Here is an 18058-nt window from a genome sequence, read left to right on the forward strand (position 1 = left end):
GGATTGCTGTCAGTCCAGCGGCTTGCCGCACTCGGGGCAGACCGCCGACGGCTCGGCTTCGCCGCCGGCGACGGGGCCGAGGTCGATCCGTTCCGTCGCGAGACGAGCCCGCCGGCCCTGGGCTGCCAGGACGGCCGCGGCCGTGTGCGGCCCGCGCAGGATCCAGGCGAGCGGGACGGCGAGCACCGCACCCACCAGCGGCCCGACCAGGTAGATCCACACCTGGCCGGCGCTGCCGCTGACGACGGCGGGGCCGAGACTGCGCGCGGGGTTCATCGATCCGCCGCTGGCGGGACCGGCCCAGAGCCCGGCCAGGGCGACGTAGCCGCCGACCGCGATGGCGGCGTTGTGACCGATGTTGCGGGCCCCGGACGCCGTCCCCAGGATCACCGTCACCAGACCCATGGTCAGCACGACCTCCAGGACCAGTGCGGCGCCGTCCCCCACCCCCGGACCGGGCACGGTCGCCCCCAACCGGCCCACCGTGCCGAACAGCGCGCGCAGCAGGCTCGCCGCTGCGAACGCCCCGGCCAGCTGCGCGAGGACGTATCCCGGCACCCTGCGCCAGGGGAAGTCCCCACGGGCCGCGAAGGCCACCGACACCGCAGGGTTGAGGTGGGCTCCCGACGTCTCCCCCAGCGCGTAGATCAGCGCGAGCACCATGGCACCCGGCGCGACGGCCTGAGCGGCCGGACTCACCTCCCCCCTGGACACCGCGGCAACCACACCCGCTCCAGCCGCCACCAGGACCAGGAAGAACGTGCCGACGGCCTCGGCGGTCAGCCGCTCCCACTCCGGCCAGCCGCCCTTGACCGCCTCGGCTGCCGCCGCCCGGCGAGCCCGCACCTGTCGAATCCTGGAGACCACTTCGGGCGCCGCACGCGCACCGTCGTCACTCATCGTTCTCACCCCGCCCTTCAGCAGTTGCCCGTTCCATTCTCGGCAGCGGCCGACCGGCCGCACAGGGCCGAAAGGGGTACAGCCGCCAACTGGCAACAGGCTGAACGGCGTTCGGCGGACAGAACCCGGTGCGTGGTGTAGGCCCGCTTCCTTCTGCTACGCCGACGGTGCCCGCTTCGCTACCGCTGCCCGCGGTAGTGGTCCCGCCAGATCAGCCGGTACACCTTCGTCCAGCGGGGGACGGACCGGACGCCGGGGATGAACGGCACCAGGACCAGACCGAGGCTGAGCACCGCCATGAGCGCCCAGATCAGGGCGTCCGCGTTGGTCGAGCTCTTGAACGGGTCGATCTGGTACCAGAAGGTGTACAGCCACAACCAGGCCTGCCCCGGGTAGTTCCCGGTCTCGTTCATCATGCCCCACTGGTCGCCGGACAGGTGCTGGCCGTCGGCCAGGCCCGCCAGGTAGGTGCCGTCGGCCAGGAAGAGCACCGGCTTGGTGTAGTCGGTCTGGTAGAAGTGGCCCTGAGCCAGCAACTGTCCGTCCAGACCACCGGCCTGGGCGAGCGTCAGCAGGCGCCCGGCCAGTGCCGGGACGGGTCCGTAGTCGCCCGGGGCAACCTGGGTGGGGTCACCGTTCGGGGCCTTGCCGAGCGCGTCGGCGTAGGCCGCGGTCCAGGTCTGCTGCCGGTCCGTCGAGGCTGCGCTCCAGGCGGCGAGCGCGGCGGTGACCTCGGCCGGTTCGGGGGCCTGGCGCAGCGGGCGCAGCACGAAGTCCTCGGCCGTGTCGACCGGGATCCGCACGCCTGCGGCCCGTTGCAGGCCGAGGGGACCGATCTTCTGGCCCGCGCCGGGGGTGTCGTTGTACGGCGGGCCGTACTGCGCCGTCATGCTGGTGGCGCCGAGTTCGGCGACGGCCGTCGCGGTGAAGTCGCCCGGGGCAGCGGCGGACCAGGCCGCCAGGGTGACCGGCTTGTCGTCCGGGGAGGAGAACAGTGCGGCCAGGCCTGCGGTCAGCAGCGCCACCACCACCAGCGCGATGGTGAACTCCTTGAGCAGGTCGTACGGGCGGGTGGGGAACGCGGCGGACTCGGGCTCCGCCGTACGGCGGGAGAGCGGTTTCACAGCCGGCCCTCGACAGCGCCCGGCGTCGGGACCGTGGCGTCGATCGGCGGTACAATCCCACGGCGGCGGACCAGCAGGACGTGCAGGCCCGTCAGCCCGCCCAGGGCGAGGGGCAGCAGCACGATGTGCCACATCAGCATCTGCCCGAAGTCCAGGACGTTGAACCAGGCGCCGATGCCGACCGCGTTGAGGCCGTCCTTGGCCTGCCCGGAGATCCACTGCGAGTCGAAGTTCTGCTGCGTGAGGTAGCCGGTGAAGGCGGCGCCGACCGAGGCGAGGAAGCAGACCGCCCCGGTCATCCACGTCATCGCCCGCCGACCGCGCCACGCGGCCATGAAGAACTTGCCCCACAGGTGGATCACCATGAAGAACATGAACAGCTCCACACTCCACAGGTGCAGGCTGTTGACGTACTTCCCGACGCTGGAGACGTGCCACCAGCCGGGGCCCTCCAACGCGAGCAGGCATCCGGTGGCGACCACCACGACCAGCGCAGAAACGGTGAGCACGCCGAAGACGTAGATCCAGGAGGCCATGTACGCGGGCTGGGTGTCGGGCAGCAGCTTCTCCGGCGGGAGGGTGCGCACGGCGTACCGGCGTACCGCCCCGGTCCACCCGCCGGAGCGGACCTCCCTTGACGTCGCTGGGTCGCTCACCTGCGGCCCCGCCCCTTCGGGAACGGCAGCAGCACCGCCGCGACGAAGACCAGCACCATCAGGCCGACGACGACCAGGTTCGCCACCGAGATCTGCACCACGCCCCAATGGACGTAGTGCCCGGTGTGGTTGAGATCCACTGGCGCTGCGAGCACTCGCTCCGCAGACGCCGCTGCCATCGCCATGGTCGGCCCCTTTCCTGGGCAGGTACGGCGTCAGTCTCGCCCGGCATGAGGGGAACGGCATGCCTGTGCGGAGCCGAACGGCCGAGCCGCGCCCCACCGACGGCGCCGCCTCCAGCACCTCTGCGAACCCGCCGTGACCGCGGTTGCCCACGGACTAGGAGGTCGCCGCTCGGGGGCGGGTCCAGGGTCGCCGCGGCGACCCGACACCTTCTCGCCATGGCCGCCACCGCGGAGACCGCGCGCCGTAGGACGGCGCCGGAGGGACCATGGACTGACGAGAGCACCGACTGTGGGACGGGCTGCGCCGACCTCGGGACCTTCGGGCCCGGACGAGAGCACCGACCGGCCCTTCGCGAACGTCCCCGTTGCGAGGAGCGTCGAAGGTGAGCAACTCCAGCACCGGCCAGTGCACGGCCCAGGTCACCCTGCGCGGCACGGTCCCGGAACCCTCCCCGCTCGGCGTCCTCGACCTGCTGGCCCGATCGGTGCCCGGCGTCGTGGACGTACAGACCCTCATCAGCATCGGACCGACCCCGGAGGCCGACCGCGCTCCGCACGACTGACGTCACGCGGGCAAGGAACGAGCGACCATGACCATGCAAGCCCTCACCCCCGACGAACTGCGCCTGCTGGCCGAGGCCGGCGGAGCGGCGCCATCTCTGCACAACAGTCAGCCGTGGGTCTTCCGACCGACCCCTGACGCGCGGGGCCTGCGCCTGTCCGCCGATCCGCAGCGGGCCGTACCCCTCACCGACCCCGACGGCCGGGCCCTGCACATCTCGCTGGGCGCGGCCCTGTTCAACCTGCGTCTCGCCGCCCTCCACCTCGGACGGGAGCCGTCGGTACGACTGCTCCCCGACGGAGACGACCCGCACCTGGTCGCCGTGCTGGACCTCTCCCAGCCCGCCGCCGACCCACAGCCCTACGGCCGGGACCTCTATCCGGCGATCACACAGCGCCACTCCAGCCGTCAGCCGTTCGCCAACCGCGACGTCCCCGACGCGGTGCTCGGCGAACTGATGGCGGCGGCGCTCGACGAAGGAGTGGCGCTGTCCCCGCTGGAGGAGGACGGAGTGCGCCGGGTCCTGTCGCTGACCGCCCAGGCCGAACGGCGAACGGACGCCGACCTGGCCCGGATGGCCGAGACCCGCAGCTGGCTGCGGCTGGAACAGCCCGCGACGGACGGCATCCCGCAGGCCGCGCTCGGCCCGCAGGACCACGAGGCCCACGTGCCCATGCGCAGCTACACCGGCCGCCCATCGAGGGACACAGCACAGTCCCAGCGCTTCGAGGCACTGCCCCAGCTGGCCACCCTCACCACCCATGCCGACCTGCCGGCCGACTGGCTTCGCGCCGGCCAGGCGATGGAGCGCGTGTGGCTGTTGGCCACGGTCGAAGGTGTCCGCGTCTCGGTGCTGCACCAGGCCGTCGAGTGGCCCGACACCCGCTGGGGACTGCGCGACCCGGCCGAGGGCCCCGGCCACGTCCAGCTCGTCCTGCGCCTGGGCTACGGGCCGCCCGGATCCACCACACCCCGACGCCCGGTCGCGCAGACGCTGGACCTGAGCACCCTCCGGAACATGACGGAGCAAGCTGAACCATGAGCCATCACAGGGGCCAAACGCGGCGCCCTCCGCTGTTCCGACTCGATCCCTAGGCAGGTACAGAGATGACCACTCCCTTCGAATCCGTGACCACCCCGCCGCCGGACCTTCCGGCTCGGGTCTCGCTGACACCCGCCGGCGCCTCCCCGGGAAGGCTGGACGGGGCATGGTGGCCGCGCTCGCACGACCTCGTCCACGAACTCCCGACGCTCGCAGCGGAGATGGACCCCAGGTGGGGACGGATCATCCGCGTCACCGTGAACCCGACGCACTGGCCGGTCATCCCCCGCGAGGTCCCGGTCACCGGCCACGTCATCCAACTCGGCTGGTTCGAACAGGAGCAGGACGCGGACGAGGTGATGGTCTGCTCCTTCGTCCCACGGCGCCTGGAACTGCTGGTGATTCCCCCCGAGACCGAGGCATCCGTCGCCGAGCACCTGATGGCGGCCGCAGCGGACCCGGCCAACACCCGCACCGGCACCGCCCTGCTGGCGGCCTACGGCGCGCCCACGGCTGGGAGGCCGACTGTTCGGGAGTGACACCCGCCGTAGGGCGTGCAGAGGGAAGGTGCGGGTGGGCAGTTGACCACAGAGGGCTACAGGCGACGCCGTCGGCAACGGCGGCGGCCCGCACAGCGAGCTATCGAGGGAGAGCCCGATGAGACACCCGGTCATCGTGGGAATCGACGGTACGGACGCCAGCCACGACGCGGTCGGCTGGGCCGCTGAGGAAGCCCGTCTGCGCGGGGTCCCCCTGCACGTCGTGCACGCCTGGCTCGGCGAGACACTGCACGCGTCGGCCGGGCAGGTGACCCAGCAGACCCGCGACGCCGGTGAGGAGGCCCTCGGAGCGGCACGCGAGCAGGCCCGGATGTACTGCCCGGGTCTGGCGGTCACCACCGAGCTGGTGGACGGCTACGCCCGCGAAGCCCTGCTCGCCGCGTCGGAGCAGGCGGACCTGCTGGTCCTCGGGGCCCGAGGCTCCGGCGGGTTCTCGCGCCTGCTGGTCGGCTCGACGAGCCTGCACCTGTCCGCGCACGCGCTGTGCCCGGTCGTCGTGGTCCACCCGCGAGACGCCCGGTCGACTCCCGGCGGCGTCCTGGTGGGCGTGGACGGCGAGCGGGGCGGCGAGGACGTGCTCGACTTCGCCTTCGAGGCCGCCAGCAGGGGGAACCTGCCGCTGCAAGCCGTGCACGCCTGGAACTATCCCCTGGTCAGCGGGCCGGGCCACGCCTTGCCCGCGGTGTACGAGGAGGAGCACGTCGCCGCCGAGCGCGATCGGCTGCTCGCCGAGGCACTCGCCGGGACACGGGAGAAGTACCCCGACGTGCAGGTGGCGGCGATCGCCGTGCGCTCCGGCGCGGCGAAGCTCCTGGTGACGCTCTCCGAAGCCCATCAGCTGGTGGTGGTCGGCCGCCACGGGGCGGTACGCGGGCCCCTGCGCCGTCTGGGCTCGGTGAGCCAGGCAGTCGTCCAGCACGTGCAGTGCCCGATCGCCGTGGTGCCGGTGGGCTGAGCGACCCCGACGGCCCTGACGCGCTCAGGCCGGGCGGATGATCCGGCCGGTCACGCGGGTCGGGTTGATCCGCACCCAGAGGTCACGCCTGCCACCCGCCCAGGGCTCCACCGCGGACTGCTCCATCAGGCTCTGGACGGCTGCGGGCTCGGTGACGTGCTCGATCGTCCCGACGACCACGACGCTCCACCCCTGACTGCGAGCCTCATCGATCTGGTCCACCTCGAAGGCCACCTCACCGCCCGGCACGGCCGCCGTCACGGTGCCGGGGGCCGTGCGGTAGACGACCGTTCCGCCGAGGACGGTGTAGTTGACCGGGACGATCGCGGGCCCGTCGGGCGTGCAAAGCGCCAGGCGGCCGACCCCGTGCGTGCCGAGCCGATCGCGGGACTCCTCGGGACTCAGCCTCCACAGCGCCTGCCCGGACACCGCGTCGCCCTGCCCGGGCGGGCCGTCACCGCTGTCGTCCAGTAGTTCGCGTGGCGTCGTCTCCAGGGCTACCGCCAGTCGGTGCAGGCCGACGCTGTCGAAGTCGCCGCCGAGTTCCTCCAGGAGCTGGAGGTAGCGCGGCGCCATATCGGCCCGGGTCGCCAGCTGCTCGTGGGTGAGTCCGAGCTGCCGGCGGCGCTGAGCCACCCGCAGCGCGAACCCGCCCTGGCGGCCTGGTGTCGAGCCGCTGGGCCCGTCGGACGGCGTGGTGTTCTCACTCACGACCGATCACCTCCTCCCGTCGAGCATGACACCGGCGGCGCGGAGAGGCTGTGCGGGCCGCACCGGTCGCAGAGGGTTCGGCATCCTGGCCGCCGCCCGTCCACAAGGGCCAGCACGACCCGCGCGTCCCGGTGCACGCCATCCAGACCATGCACCGCCGGTAATCCCGCGACCCGCCCCTGTGCCCGAATCCGTGCGGTTCGCTTCACGAACCGGCGCGAAGAGAGGAACCTCGGCGTCATGACAGCAGCAATCTCGGTCTCCGGACTGGTGAAGTCCTTCGGCCGCACCCGCGCCCTCGACGGCCTGGACCTGACCGTCGCCCAGGGCGAGGTGCACGGCTTCCTCGGGCCCAACGGCTCGGGGAAGTCCACCACCATCCGGGTCCTGCTGGGCCTGCTGCGCCGCGACGCGGGCACCGCACGGCTGCTGGGCGGCGACCCCTGGCACGACGCCGTCACGCTGCACCGCCGACTGGCGTACGTGCCCGGCGACGTCACGCTGTGGCGCAACCTGTCCGGCGGCGAGGCGATCGACCTGCTCGGGCGGCTGCGCGGCGGCCTGGACGCGGGCCGCCGCGCCGAGCTGCTGGAGCGCTTCGAGCTGGACCCGACGAAGAAGGGCCGCGCCTACTCCAAGGGCAACCGGCAGAAGGTCGCCCTGGTCGCCGCGCTGGCCTCCGACGCCGAACTGCTGATCCTGGACGAACCGACCTCCGGACTCGACCCGCTGATGGAGAAGGTCTTCCGCCGCTGCGTCAGCGAGGAGCGCGACCGCGGCCGCACCGTTCTGCTCTCCAGCCACATCCTGTCCGAGGTCGAGGCGCTGTGCGACCGGGTCAGCATCATCCGGGCCGGGCGCACCGTCGAGACCGGCTCACTCACCGAACTGCGCCACCTCACCCGGACCGCCGTCAGCGCCGAACTCGCCGCCGATCCCACCGGATTGGAGAACCTGCCCGGCGTCCACGACCTGGTGGTCGACGGCAACCGGGTGCGCTGCCAGGTGGACGCCGAGCACCTGGACGCGCTGCTGCGCGCGTTCGGCCGCAGCGGCGTGCGCAGCCTCACCAGCCGCCCGCCGACGCTGGAGGAGCTCTTCCTGCGCCACTACGCGACCGAGGTGACGGCGTGACGGCCCTGACCGGCACCGGCCCGCTGCTGCGGCTCGCCCTGCGCCGCGACCGGATCACGCTGCCGGTCTGGGTCTACCTGCTCACCGCGTCGGTCGCCTCCACCACGTACTCGTTCAAGAAGCTCTACGGCACGGCTGCTTCGCGCGGTCAACTCGCCGCGAGCCTGGCGGGCAACGGCTCGCTGCGGGCGCTGTACGGTCCGCTCGGCGACAGCGGCATCGGCGGGATCACGGTGTGGCGGATCGGCGTCACCGGTGCCGCGCTCGCCGCGGCCATGAGCATCCTGCTGGTCGTGCGGCACACCCGGGCCCAGGAGGAGGACGGCCGGCTGGAGCTGATCGGCGCGGGCGCCGTCGCCCGGCCCGCACCGCTGACCGCCGCGCTGGCCGCCGCCGCCCTCGCGAACGGGCTTCTCGCCCTGCTGACGACGGCCTCACTGGTCGCCCTCGGGCAGCCGCTCGCCGGGTCGCTCGCCTTCGGCTGCTCGCTGGCGGCCTGCGGCCTGGTCTTCGCCGGCGTCGCGTCCGTTACCGCGCAACTGGCCGAGACCGGGCGGGCGGCGAACAGTCTGGCCGGCGCCGCCCTCGGACTGGCGTACGTGCTGCGCGCGGCCTCCGACGCGTCCACCGTCCACGGGCCGGGCGCGTTCGACTGGCTCTCCCCGATCGGCTGGAGCGAGCAGGTCCAGCCGTACGGCGCCGACCGGTGGTGGGTGCTGCTGCTCTCGCTCGCCGTGGCAGGGCTGCTGGCCGGCGTGGCCTACACACTGGTCGGCCGGCGGGACCTGGGGTCGGGGCTGCTGCCGCAACGGCCCGGCCCGGCCACCGCGGCACGCACGCTGCGCACGCCGTTCGCGCTGGCCGTGCGGCTGCAGCGCGGCACGCTGGCCGGGTGGTGCGCGGCCTTCGCGGTGGCCGGTGGCGTGTTCGGCGCCATCGCCAAGGGGATCGTGGACCTGGTCGGCGGCAACCGCCCGGTGGCGGACGTGCTGCGGCGGATGGGCGGTCAGCACGGCGTCGCCGACGCGTACCTGTCCAGCATCATGGGCATCCTCGGGATGCTCGCGGCCGTCTACGCCGTGCAGTGCGTGCTGCGGCTGCGTGCCGAGGAGACCGAAGGCCGCGCGGAACCGGTGCTGGCCGGCCCGGTGTCCCGACTCGGGTGGGCGACCGGGCACCTGCTCTTCCCCCTGCTCGGCAGCGCGGCCCTGCTGACGTGCGGCGGGCTCGCGGCCGGTGCGGCTGAGCACGCGACGCTCGGCGACCGGGCCGGATCGGTCGCCGAGCTGCTCGGTGGTGCGCTGGTCCAGCTGCCGGCCGTCTGGCTGACGGCCGCCGCCGCCGTCCTGCTCCTCGGCCTGGCGCCCCGGTGGACCTCGGCGGGCTGGGGCGTCCTCACCGCCTTCGTGCTGATCGGCTGGCTCGGCCCCGCCCTGCAGGCGGACCAGTGGGTGCTCGACCTCTCCCCCTTCACCCACACCCCGCACCTGCCTGGTGGCACCTTCGCCGCCCAACCCCTGCTCTGGCTCACCCTGCTGACCGCCGCCCTCACCGCAGCGGGGCTCACCGGGCTGCGCCACCGCGATCTGGGCTGACCATCGAGCCCCAGAGCGGATCCACGCCCGAGACCTCTGAGCGGGCGGGATTCCAGCTGTCCCTGCCGACGCGCCGACGAAGATCCAGGAACCCTCGACAACCCCGCCGAACCCGCCCCGGCGACACCTACGTCATGTCCGCCATCGGCGCAGGCTTCCACTGGGGCACCCTGTGCCTGCGCCACAACTGAACGGGCCTGCCGACAAGCCCGAGGTTCACAGGTCCGAGCAGGTCGCGCCGCCCCTGCTGCTCCGAACCGATCGGCCCCCGTCCAGGGACCTTCGGCACCTGCTGCTGCCGGCGCAGCAGCGGGAGAGTGACGGTGCATCAGCTCACCTTCCCGGCAGCTGAATCCGCGAGAGGCAGGCACTCACCATGACCGTTCACCACGCACCCGCACACCCGCTCCGGGCCCGGTTCACCGCACGGCTGCGGCAGACCACCGGCGAACTTCCCCGGGAGGCGGCGGCGACCACGTCGGTCCTGACCGCCACCGCGGCGCGGGCTCTGGCGGTGGCCCGGGCGGGGCTCGGGTTCGTGTTCCTCTGGGCGTTCTTCGACAAGGCGTTCGAGTGGGGCTACGCCACCCCGAGCAGCGGTGCGTGGGTCAACGGCGGCTCACCCACCAAGGCGGGCCGCACCTGGGGGCTTGGGAGTCGCCGGGCCGCGCTGCCGATCGTGCGCGACCACGCCAACTAGCCACCACCGAAGGGGAGTCCACCATGACCATCGACCTGCACCAGCGCCACTACCTGCGCGAGCTCGACTTCACCGCCGCCGAGATCCACCACCTCCTCAACCTCACCGCCGAGTTGAAGGCCGCCAAGAAGGCCGGAACCGAGACCCCGCGCCTGGCCGGCCGCCACCTCGCGCTGATCTTCGAGAAGACCTCCACCCGCACCCGCTGTGCCTTCGAGACCGCCGCCGCGGACCAGGGCGCCACCACCAGCTACCTCGGCCCCGACAGCTCCCACCTGGGCCACAGGGAGAGCGTCGCCGACACCGCCCGCGTGCTGGGCCGGATGTACGACGGCATCGAGTACCGCGGCTTCGCGCAGGAGACCGTCGCCGAGCTCGCCCGGCACGCCGGCGTCCCCGTCTACAACGGGCTCACCGACGCCTGCCACCCCACCCAGAGCCTGTGCGACGTCTTCACCATGCACGAGCACAGCGGCAGGCCACTGGAGGAAGTCTCCTTCTGCTACCTCGGCGACGCCCGCAACAACACCGCCAACTCGCTGATCACCATGGGCAGTCTGCTCGGCATGGACGTGCGCGTCGCCGCCCCACGCGCCCTGTGGCCGAGCCCCGAACGCGTCGCCGAGTGCCTGCTGCTGGGCCAGCAGAGCGGCGCCCGGTTCACCCTCACCGAGGACGTCCAGGAGGCGGTGGCCGGCGCCGACTACCTCTACACCGACGTCTGGGTCTCGATGGGCGAGCCCGCCGACAGCTGGCGGGACCGGATCGCCCAGCTGCTGGCGTACCAGGTCAACGGAAAGGCCATGCTCGCCACCGGCAACCCCGACACCGCGTTCCTGCACTGCCTGCCCGCCCTGCACAACCGCGCCACCCAACTGGGCGAGGACCTCTTCCGGCAGTACGGCCTCGACGGCCTGGAAGTCACCGACAAGGTCTTCGAGTCCCCCGCCTCGCTGGTCTTCGACCAGGCCGAGAACCGCCTGCACACCATCAAGGCCGTCCTCGTCGCCACCCTGGGAGTCTGAACCATGCGCATCGTCGTCGCACTCGGCGGAAACGCCCTCCTCCAGCGGGGCGAGCACCCCGACGCCGCCGTCCAACAGGCCCACATCCACCAGGCCGCCCGATCGCTCTCGGCCCACTGGACGACGCCCTCGGCATCCTGCTCGGCACCACCGGCACCGCCGTCCGCCCCACCGCCCAGGGCGGGCGGTGAAGCGAACGCCCCAACAGCCACGAGAGGCGCGAGGGAGGCGTCAGCCGGTGTACGTGTACTGGTCCCCGCTCACCACCGGGGTGATCCCGCCCGCCGTGAGCACCCGGACGTCGACCGTGCCGGTGCCGGCCGGAGCCGTCGCACTGCACAGGGTGTAGCCGCAGGAGGAGTCGGGTGCCGGCTTGCCGCCGACGAGAACCTGGCCGCCCTCCAGGTTGTTGCCCGCCAGGTAGATCGCGTTGCCACCGGCTGCCGGTCCGCTCTTGGTGTACGCGCTGGTCAGCGAGGGGGCCGGGGGCGCGGGCGGCGGCGGGCCCGTGTAGAGGAAGGCCGACGGGGTGTACGCGCTACCGCCGGGCGTGACCACCTCGACCGGGACGAAGCCCCGGCCGCCGGGCGCGGTCGCGGTGCAACTGGTGTCGGTGCAGGAGACGTTGGTGGCCGGGGTGTCGCCGAAGAGCACCATGCCGTTCGCCAGCGCCTTGCCGCTGATCGTCACCACGGAGCCGCCGATCCCGGGGCCGGTGCTGATGTCCGTGTGGAGGGCGTGCGGCTTGGCGGGGATCACCGGAGCCGGGGCGGTCTCGCCGCCGATGCCCGTGCTGGCCACGTTGTTGGCCGGATTGCGGTCGCCGCGGTTGGACACGGTCGCGGTGATCACGCCGGGCGGGATGGTGAGGGCCGAGGAGATGCGCGCCTGCAGGATCTCGGTCTGGCCCGGCTTCTGGGTGCCGGTGTACAGGGCGGTGAGCTGGTGGCCGTCGGGCGAGATGGTGTAGCTGAAGGTGTAGGTCGGCTCGTCGATCATCATGAGGCTGCCGAAGGTCATCCAGGACGGCAGGTCAATGGTGATCTGCGTGGTCCCCGTGGTGTCGGCGGTGCCCGCCGCCGTCCAGTTGACGGACATGGTGCCGAAGCGCGGTATGACCTCGGCGGAGACCGAGACGGCCTCGTCGACCCCCCGGACGGGCGCGGCGGCCACGGCCGGCGCGGTGGTCGCCAACGCCCCGGCCACGGCGAGCGCCGAACAGGCCAGGGCAAGTCTGATCTTCATCGGGTTCCCCCTCGAAACTTTTTCGGAACCTCCTTATATCGCTCCTGGACGTCATCGCGATGACCTACAAGGAACTTGACAGATCATCAGACTATTTTTCGGCCGTCTTCTCTGTTCTCCCGGCCCGGTCGCGGTGGTCCCGCAGAGCTCCTGACCACCCGCCGACACCCCCAGCCCCACCCCTCCCAGGTCGCCACCGCTCGCGCCCGTTCGGCCGCAGTAGGGGGCCGTTCGGCCCACCGCCCGCACGGCCGCCGACCCCGACCGGCCCTGTCCCCGACCCTCGCCGCAGAGGACGGTATAGGACAGGGCGGAACCGCCGTACACACCCCGCACCGCGCCGCCCGCCGGACCCGAGGAGACCGTTCCCATGCGCGAGACCGCCCCTTCGACCACCGCCCCGCTACCCGACCAGGAGCTGCGGGAGCTGGACGCCCACTGGCGGGCCGCCAACTACCTGGCGGTCGGCCAGATCTACCTGCTCGACAACGCACTGCTGCGCGAGCCGCTGCTCCCCGACCACATCAAGCCCCGCCTGCTCGGCCACTGGGGCACCTCCCCCGGGCTGAACCTGGTGCACACCCACGTCAACCGCGTGGTCAAGCAGCGCGGCCTGGACGCGATCTGCGTCTGGGGCCCGGGCCACGGCGGCCCGGCCGTCCTCGCCAACTCCTGGCTGGAGGGCAGCTACACCGACACCTACCCGGACATCACCCGCGACGCCGACGGCATGGCCCGGCTGTTCAAGCAGTTCTCCTTCCCTGGCGGAGTGCCCAGCCACGTCGCCCCCGAGACGCCCGGCTCGATCCACGAGGGCGGGGAGCTGGGCTACTCGCTCGCCCACGCCTACGGCGCAGCGCTCGACAACCCCGGCCTGCTGGTCGCCTGCGTGGTCGGTGACGGCGAGGCCGAGACCGGGCCGCTGGCCACCGCCTGGCACAGCAACAAGTTCCTCGACCCGGTCCACGACGGCGCCGTGCTGCCGATCCTGCACCTCAACGGCTACAAGATCGCCAACCCGACCATCCTCGCCCGGCTGCCCGAGGAGGAACTGGACGCCCTGCTGCGCGGCTACGGCCACGACCCGATCCACGTCACGGGCCACGACCCGCTGACGGTCCACCAGCTGATGGCCGACGCGATGGACACCGCCGTCGACCGGATCACCGCCCTCCAGCAGGCCGCCCGCGTGCAGAGCGACACCAGCCGCCCGCACTGGCCGATGATCGTCCTGCGCACCCCCAAGGGCTGGACCGGCCCGGCCGAAGTGGACGGCCTGCCGGTGGAGGGCACCTGGCGCGCCCACCAGGTGCCGCTGGACCAGGTCCGCGAGAACCCCGAGCACCTGGCCCAACTCGCCGCCTGGCTGCGCTCCTACCGCCCCGAGGAACTCTTCGACGCACACGGCCGCCCGACCCCGCAGGTCCTCGCCTGCGTCCCCGGCGGGCCGCGCCGGATCGGCTCCAATCCGCACGCCAACGGCGGCCTGCTGCTGCGCGAACTCCCGGTCCCGCCGCTGGAGCACTACGCCGTCCCCGTCGACAAGCCCGGCTCCACCCTGCACGAGCCCACCCGGGTCCTGGGCGACCTGCTGGCGCAGATCATGGCCGACAGCGCCGAGCGCCGCGACTTCCGGATCGTCGGCCCCGACGAGACCGCCTCCAACCGCCTCCAGGCCGTCTACTCCGCCACCGGCAAGGCCTGGCAGGCCGAGGTGCTGGCGACCGACGAACACCTCGCCCACGACGGCCGGGTGATGGAGATCCTCTCCGAACACACCTGCCAGGGCTGGCTGGAGGGCTACCTGCTGACCGGCCGGCACGGCCTCTTCTCCTGCTACGAGGCGTTCGTCCACATCGTCGACTCGATGGTCAGCCAGCACATCAAGTGGCTGCGCACCACCCGGAAGATCCCCTGGCGCGCACCGATCGCCTCCCTCAACTACCTGCTCACCTCGCACGTCTGGCGCCAGGACCACAACGGCTTCTCCCACCAGGACCCCGGCTTCGTGGACCACGTGCTCAACAAGAGCCCCGAAGCCGTCCGGGTCTACTTCCCGCCGGACACCAACACCCTGCTCGCCGTCGCCGACCACGTCCTGCGCAGCCGGGACTACGTCAACGTGGTGGTGGCCGGCAAGCAGCCCTGCTTCGACTGGCTCACCCTGGAGAAGGCCCGCGCGCACTGCTCGCGCGGCGCCGGCATCTGGCCCTGGGCCGGCACCGACGACGGCAGCCGCGAGCCGGACGTCGTCCTCGCGTGCGCCGGGGACGTCCCTACCCAGGAGGTGCTGGCCGCCTGCGACCTGCTGCGCGAGCACCTGCCGGAGCTGGCCGTCCGGATGGTCAACGTCGTCGACATCGCCCGCCTGATGCCCGCCGAGGAGCACCCGCACGGCATGCCCGACGCGGAGTTCGACGCGATCTTCACCCGCGACAGGCCGGTGATCTTCGCCTACCACGGCTACCCCTGGCTGATCCACCGCCTCGCCTACCGCCGCACCGTCCACCCGCACCTGCACGTGCGCGGCTACAAGGAGTCCGGCACCACCACCACGCCCTTCGACATGGTGGTGCGCAACGACCTCGACCGCTACCGCCTGGTGATGGACGTCATCGACCGGGTCCCCGGCCTGTCGGTGCGGGCCGCCGGCGTCCGCCAGCAGATGGCCGACGCCCGGATCCGCCACGCGGCCTGGATCCGCGAGCACGGCACCGACCTGCCCGAGGTCACCGACTGGACCTGGCAGGGCTGACCGCGTCACCGCCGCCGGGTTCGCCCGAACCCGACGGCCCCCTTCCCCCACTCCAAGGAGGCCGACCACCATGTACTTACCAGTCGTCGTCGGAGTCGACGGCTCACCGGACGGCCTGGCAGCCGCCGCCTGGGCCGCTCGCGAAGCGGTGGCCCGCGACCGCCCGCTGCGCATCGTGCACGCCGCGGCCCTGATGCCGCACCTGCTGCCCAGCTCTCCGCGGCCCCTGCCTCGGGAGGGCGCCGACGTCCTGCACGAGGTCCTGCACGAGTTGGCGGTCCAGCACCCCGACGCGCAGGCGCACGCCGTGGAGATCCACGATCTCGCGACCGCGGCCCTGGTAGCGGCGGCCGAGGACGCCGAACTCCTGGTACTCGGAGCACGCGGCGCCGGCGGGTTCGAGGGCCTGCGGGTCGGCTCGGTCGCCCTGCACGTCGCAACGAGAGCCGGCTGCCCGACCGTGCTGCTGCCCGCCTACGGCACCGCCGCCGGCCCGAAGGAGCAGATCGTGGTGGGCGTCGACGCCAGGGACCCCGCCGAGGCGGCACTCGACTTCGCCTTCTCCGCGGCTCAGCGCGACCACCTGCCGCTGCGCGTGGTCCATGCCTGGGCTCCACCGCCCGGCCTGCGGGACCCAGCCGCGACGCAGCGCGAGCGCGCACCCTGGCTGGCCCGGGAGCAGTGCCTGCTGGCTCGCGCACTGGCCGACTGGCAGTCCCGGTACCCCGGAGTCCAGGTCCTGCAGGACGCCGAAGCAGGCAGCGCCGGCCGCGCCCTGGTCGAGGCGTCGACCAAGGCCCGCCTGCTGGTCCTCGGCCGACGCGCAGGCCCATCCGCCGGCCGCCTCGGCCCCGTCGCCCACGCGGTCCTGCACCACGCCTCGTGTCCGGTCGCCGTCGTGCCCGGGCAGGCCGAGCGAGCCACCTGAGCACTGACCAACTTGTCCGAAACCGTCTTGCGGCGGCAGCCGTTGCCTGCGCCGGTACGCACGACGAAGCTCCGATGGACCGGGGTGACCTTCCCAAGTCGCCTCGCACCACCGGGGCTTCGTTGTGTCGTCAGTCTGCCGCTGCCCGCTGCACTCCCCCGGGTGGTTGGTGCCGAGCCGACCATTGCGCTCTGCGAAGACCTGCGACTGCGCCCAGCAGCGACGTAGGGTGACCGTTGTAGAGCAGAGGAGAGCGCTCGTGGGTGGGGACCAAGTACCGTCGCGGATGCCGCAGTTGCGTTTGGACGAGCTGCTGGAGGAGCTCCAGGCGCGCATCGACGCAGCCCGGGGCACTCGTGACCGGGTCCACAGCCTGCTGGAGGCCGTGCTGTCGGTCGGCCGGGAGCTCGACCTCGCGCAGGCGCTGCGGCGTATCGTGGAGGCGGCCGCCGTGCTGGTCGACGCCCGCTACGCGGCGCTGGGCGTGATCGGTCCCGACGGGCAGACTCTGTCGCAGTTCCTGACGGTGGGGCTCGCGGAGGAGGAGATCGCCGAGATCGGCCCGCTGCCCTCGGGCAAGGGCATCCTCGGGGAACTGATCCACCATCCGCAGCCGCTCCAGTTGAGTGACCTGTCCGCCCACCCGGCCTCCTACGGCTTCCCCGCCAACCACCCGCCGATGCACACCTTCCTGGGCGTCCCGGTGCGGGTGCGCGAGGAGGTGTTCGGCAACCTCTACCTGACCGACAAGCGCGGCGGGCAGGACTTCGACGCCGACGACGAGACGGTGATCTCCACCCTCGCGGTGGCCGCCGGCGTGGCGATCGACAACGCGCGCCTGTACGAGCAGGCGCAGCGCCAGCAGCGCTGGCTGCGGGCGAGTGCGGAGATCACCCGCGCCCTGCTGTCGGGCAGTTCGCGGCTGGCGGTGCTGGAGCTGATCGCGCAGCGCAGCCGGGAGATCACCGGATCGGAGCTGGCGGATGTCTGCATGCCGGGAGCGGATCCGGAACATCTGGTGGTCGAGCTGGCCCTCGGCGCGAACACCACCGACCGGCTGGGGGCGTCGGTGCCGATGACCGGGACACTGTCCGGAGCCGCGTTCGCCGCCGGGTCTCCGGTGACCAGCCCGAACCTGGACGGTGACCCGCGCTTCACCGCCGGGCCGCGCCGTCTGGCGGGTCCGGCGGTCGCGGTACCGCTGGGCAAGGCCTCCGGTACGGTCGGCGGTGTCCTGGTACTGGCGCGGCCCGGCGGCCGGCCGGAGTTCACCACGGAGGAGATCACACCACTGCTCGGGTTCGCCGACCAGGCGGCGCTGGCGCTCGAACTGGCCGAGCGGCGGCGCGACGCCGAGCAGCTCACCCTGCTGGAGGACCGCGACCGGATCGCGCGCGACCTGCACGACCTCGCCATCCAGCGGCTCTTCGCCACCGGGATGACGCTCCAGAGCGCAGCCCGCCTGGTCGAGCACCCGGGCGCCGCGGACCGGATCGTGCGGGCGGTGGCGGACCTGGACGAGACCATCAAGATCATCCGCTCGACGATCTTCGGTCTCCAGGCCCGGGAGGACACCACCCAGGGTCTGCGCGCGAACGCCAGCCGGGCCGTCGGCGAGGCGCAGGCCGCGCTCGGCTTCGCGCCGCGCCTCAGCATGGAGGGCCTGCTCGACACGGATGTGCCGACGGGGGTGGCCGAGCACGTGATGGCGGTGCTCGGCGAGGCACTGAGCAACGCGGCACGCCACGCGCACGCCTCCCGGGTGGAGGTCACCCTCCAGGCCACGGCCACCCACGTCGTGCTGGCGGTGGGTGACGACGGTGTCGGGGTGCCGCCCGAGGGGCGGCGCAGCGGGCTGCGCAACCTCGCCTCGCGGGCCGAGCAACTCAACGGGACGTTCGAGGTGCAGAGCCCCGCGGAGGGCGGCACCAGGCTGCTGTGGACCGCGCCGCTGACGCGACCGTAGGGTCGGGCTGCCCCG

17 protein-coding genes and 1 pseudogene are annotated in these 18058 nt (G+C 72.7%); 12 read left to right on the forward strand and 6 right to left on the reverse strand.

Features of this window, described 5'->3' with window-relative positions; translation table 11 throughout:
* Positions 1–9 precede the first annotated feature (9 nt).
* The 4 genes from P3T37_RS08180 to P3T37_RS08195 form a co-directional block, all read right to left on the reverse strand.
* On the reverse strand, positions 10–900 hold the full coding sequence (locus P3T37_RS08180) for an aquaporin (protein WP_280722784.1): 891 nt from the start codon (positions 898–900) through the stop codon (positions 10–12).
* Between the two features lie 179 nt (positions 901–1079).
* Positions 1080–2024: a hypothetical protein gene (locus P3T37_RS08185; protein WP_280722785.1), complete on the reverse strand. Its 945-nt coding sequence runs from the start codon at positions 2022–2024 to the stop codon at positions 1080–1082.
* Positions 2021–2611, reverse strand: a complete 591-nt coding sequence (locus tag P3T37_RS08190) for a cytochrome b N-terminal domain-containing protein (RefSeq protein WP_280722786.1) — start codon at positions 2609–2611, stop codon at positions 2021–2023. The genes P3T37_RS08185 and P3T37_RS08190 overlap by 4 nt, the downstream gene beginning before the upstream one ends.
* A 65-nt stretch (positions 2612–2676) precedes the next feature.
* Complete coding sequence (locus tag P3T37_RS08195) at positions 2677–2865, reverse strand: hypothetical protein (protein ID WP_280722787.1); 189 nt, start codon at positions 2863–2865, stop codon at positions 2677–2679.
* Positions 2866–3248: 383 nt separating this feature from the next.
* Here P3T37_RS08195 and P3T37_RS08200 point away from each other — a divergent pair, with 383 nt between their 5' ends.
* The 4 genes from P3T37_RS08200 (at position 3249) to P3T37_RS08215 (ending at position 5984) form a co-directional block, all read left to right on the forward strand.
* Positions 3249–3428: a hypothetical protein gene (locus P3T37_RS08200; protein WP_280722788.1), complete on the forward strand. Its 180-nt coding sequence runs from the start codon at positions 3249–3251 to the stop codon at positions 3426–3428.
* A 27-nt stretch (positions 3429–3455) separates the two neighbouring features.
* Complete coding sequence (locus P3T37_RS08205) at positions 3456–4469, forward strand: nitroreductase family protein (RefSeq protein ID WP_280722789.1); 1014 nt, start codon at positions 3456–3458, stop codon at positions 4467–4469.
* 65 nt (positions 4470–4534) lie between these two features.
* On the forward strand, positions 4535–5008 hold the full coding sequence (locus P3T37_RS08210; protein ID WP_280722790.1) for a DUF5994 family protein: 474 nt from the start codon (positions 4535–4537) through the stop codon (positions 5006–5008).
* A gap of 118 nt (positions 5009–5126) precedes the next feature.
* Positions 5127–5984, forward strand: coding sequence for a universal stress protein (locus P3T37_RS08215; protein WP_280722791.1), 858 nt, complete (start codon positions 5127–5129; stop codon positions 5982–5984).
* Positions 5985–6008: 24 nt separating this feature from the next.
* On the opposite strand, the gene P3T37_RS08220 is transcribed toward P3T37_RS08215, so the two are convergent.
* Positions 6009–6695, reverse strand: coding sequence for a pyridoxamine 5'-phosphate oxidase family protein (locus P3T37_RS08220; RefSeq protein ID WP_280722792.1), 687 nt, complete (start codon positions 6693–6695; stop codon positions 6009–6011).
* A gap of 240 nt (positions 6696–6935) precedes the next feature.
* On the opposite strand from P3T37_RS08220, the gene P3T37_RS08225 reads away from it, so the two are divergent.
* From P3T37_RS08225 to P3T37_RS08245, 5 genes and pseudogenes are all read left to right on the forward strand, one after another.
* Positions 6936–7829, forward strand: coding sequence for an ABC transporter ATP-binding protein (locus tag P3T37_RS08225; RefSeq protein WP_280722793.1), 894 nt, complete (start codon positions 6936–6938; stop codon positions 7827–7829).
* Positions 7826–9424: an ABC transporter permease gene (locus P3T37_RS08230; RefSeq protein ID WP_280722794.1), complete on the forward strand. Its 1599-nt coding sequence runs from the start codon at positions 7826–7828 to the stop codon at positions 9422–9424. Before P3T37_RS08225 ends, P3T37_RS08230 begins: the two co-directional genes overlap by 4 nt.
* A 376-nt stretch (positions 9425–9800) precedes the next feature.
* A complete protein-coding gene (locus P3T37_RS08235; protein WP_280722795.1) occupies positions 9801–10124 on the forward strand; it encodes a hypothetical protein in 324 nt (107 codons plus the stop codon).
* Between the two features lie 23 nt (positions 10125–10147).
* Positions 10148–11149 carry an ornithine carbamoyltransferase gene (gene argF / locus P3T37_RS08240; protein WP_280722796.1) on the forward strand — a complete coding sequence of 334 codons (1002 nt, stop codon included), beginning with the start codon at positions 10148–10150 and terminating at the stop codon, positions 11147–11149.
* A gap of 3 nt (positions 11150–11152) precedes the next feature.
* A pseudogene (locus tag P3T37_RS08245) lies at positions 11153–11263 on the forward strand (carbamate kinase); the annotation flags it as partial.
* 117 nt (positions 11264–11380) lie between these two features.
* Here the strand turns inward: P3T37_RS08245 and P3T37_RS08250 are convergent.
* On the reverse strand, positions 11381–12394 hold the full coding sequence (locus tag P3T37_RS08250; RefSeq protein ID WP_280722797.1) for an IPT/TIG domain-containing protein: 1014 nt from the start codon (positions 12392–12394) through the stop codon (positions 11381–11383).
* A 370-nt stretch (positions 12395–12764) separates the two neighbouring features.
* Between P3T37_RS08250 and P3T37_RS08255 the strand changes: the two genes are divergently transcribed.
* The 3 genes from P3T37_RS08255 (at position 12765) to P3T37_RS08265 (ending at position 18043) form a co-directional block, all read left to right on the forward strand.
* Complete coding sequence (locus tag P3T37_RS08255) at positions 12765–15149, forward strand: phosphoketolase family protein (RefSeq protein ID WP_280722798.1); 2385 nt, start codon at positions 12765–12767, stop codon at positions 15147–15149.
* 70 nt (positions 15150–15219) lie between these two features.
* Positions 15220–16077 carry a universal stress protein gene (locus P3T37_RS08260; RefSeq protein ID WP_280722799.1) on the forward strand — a complete coding sequence of 286 codons (858 nt, stop codon included), beginning with the start codon at positions 15220–15222 and terminating at the stop codon, positions 16075–16077.
* A gap of 286 nt (positions 16078–16363) precedes the next feature.
* Positions 16364–18043: a GAF domain-containing protein gene (locus P3T37_RS08265; protein WP_280722800.1), complete on the forward strand. Its 1680-nt coding sequence runs from the start codon at positions 16364–16366 to the stop codon at positions 18041–18043.
* Positions 18044–18058 lie beyond the last annotated feature (15 nt).

This window comes from Kitasatospora sp. MAA4, from assembly GCF_029893355.1.
Taxonomy (GTDB): domain Bacteria; phylum Actinomycetota; class Actinomycetes; order Streptomycetales; family Streptomycetaceae; genus Kitasatospora.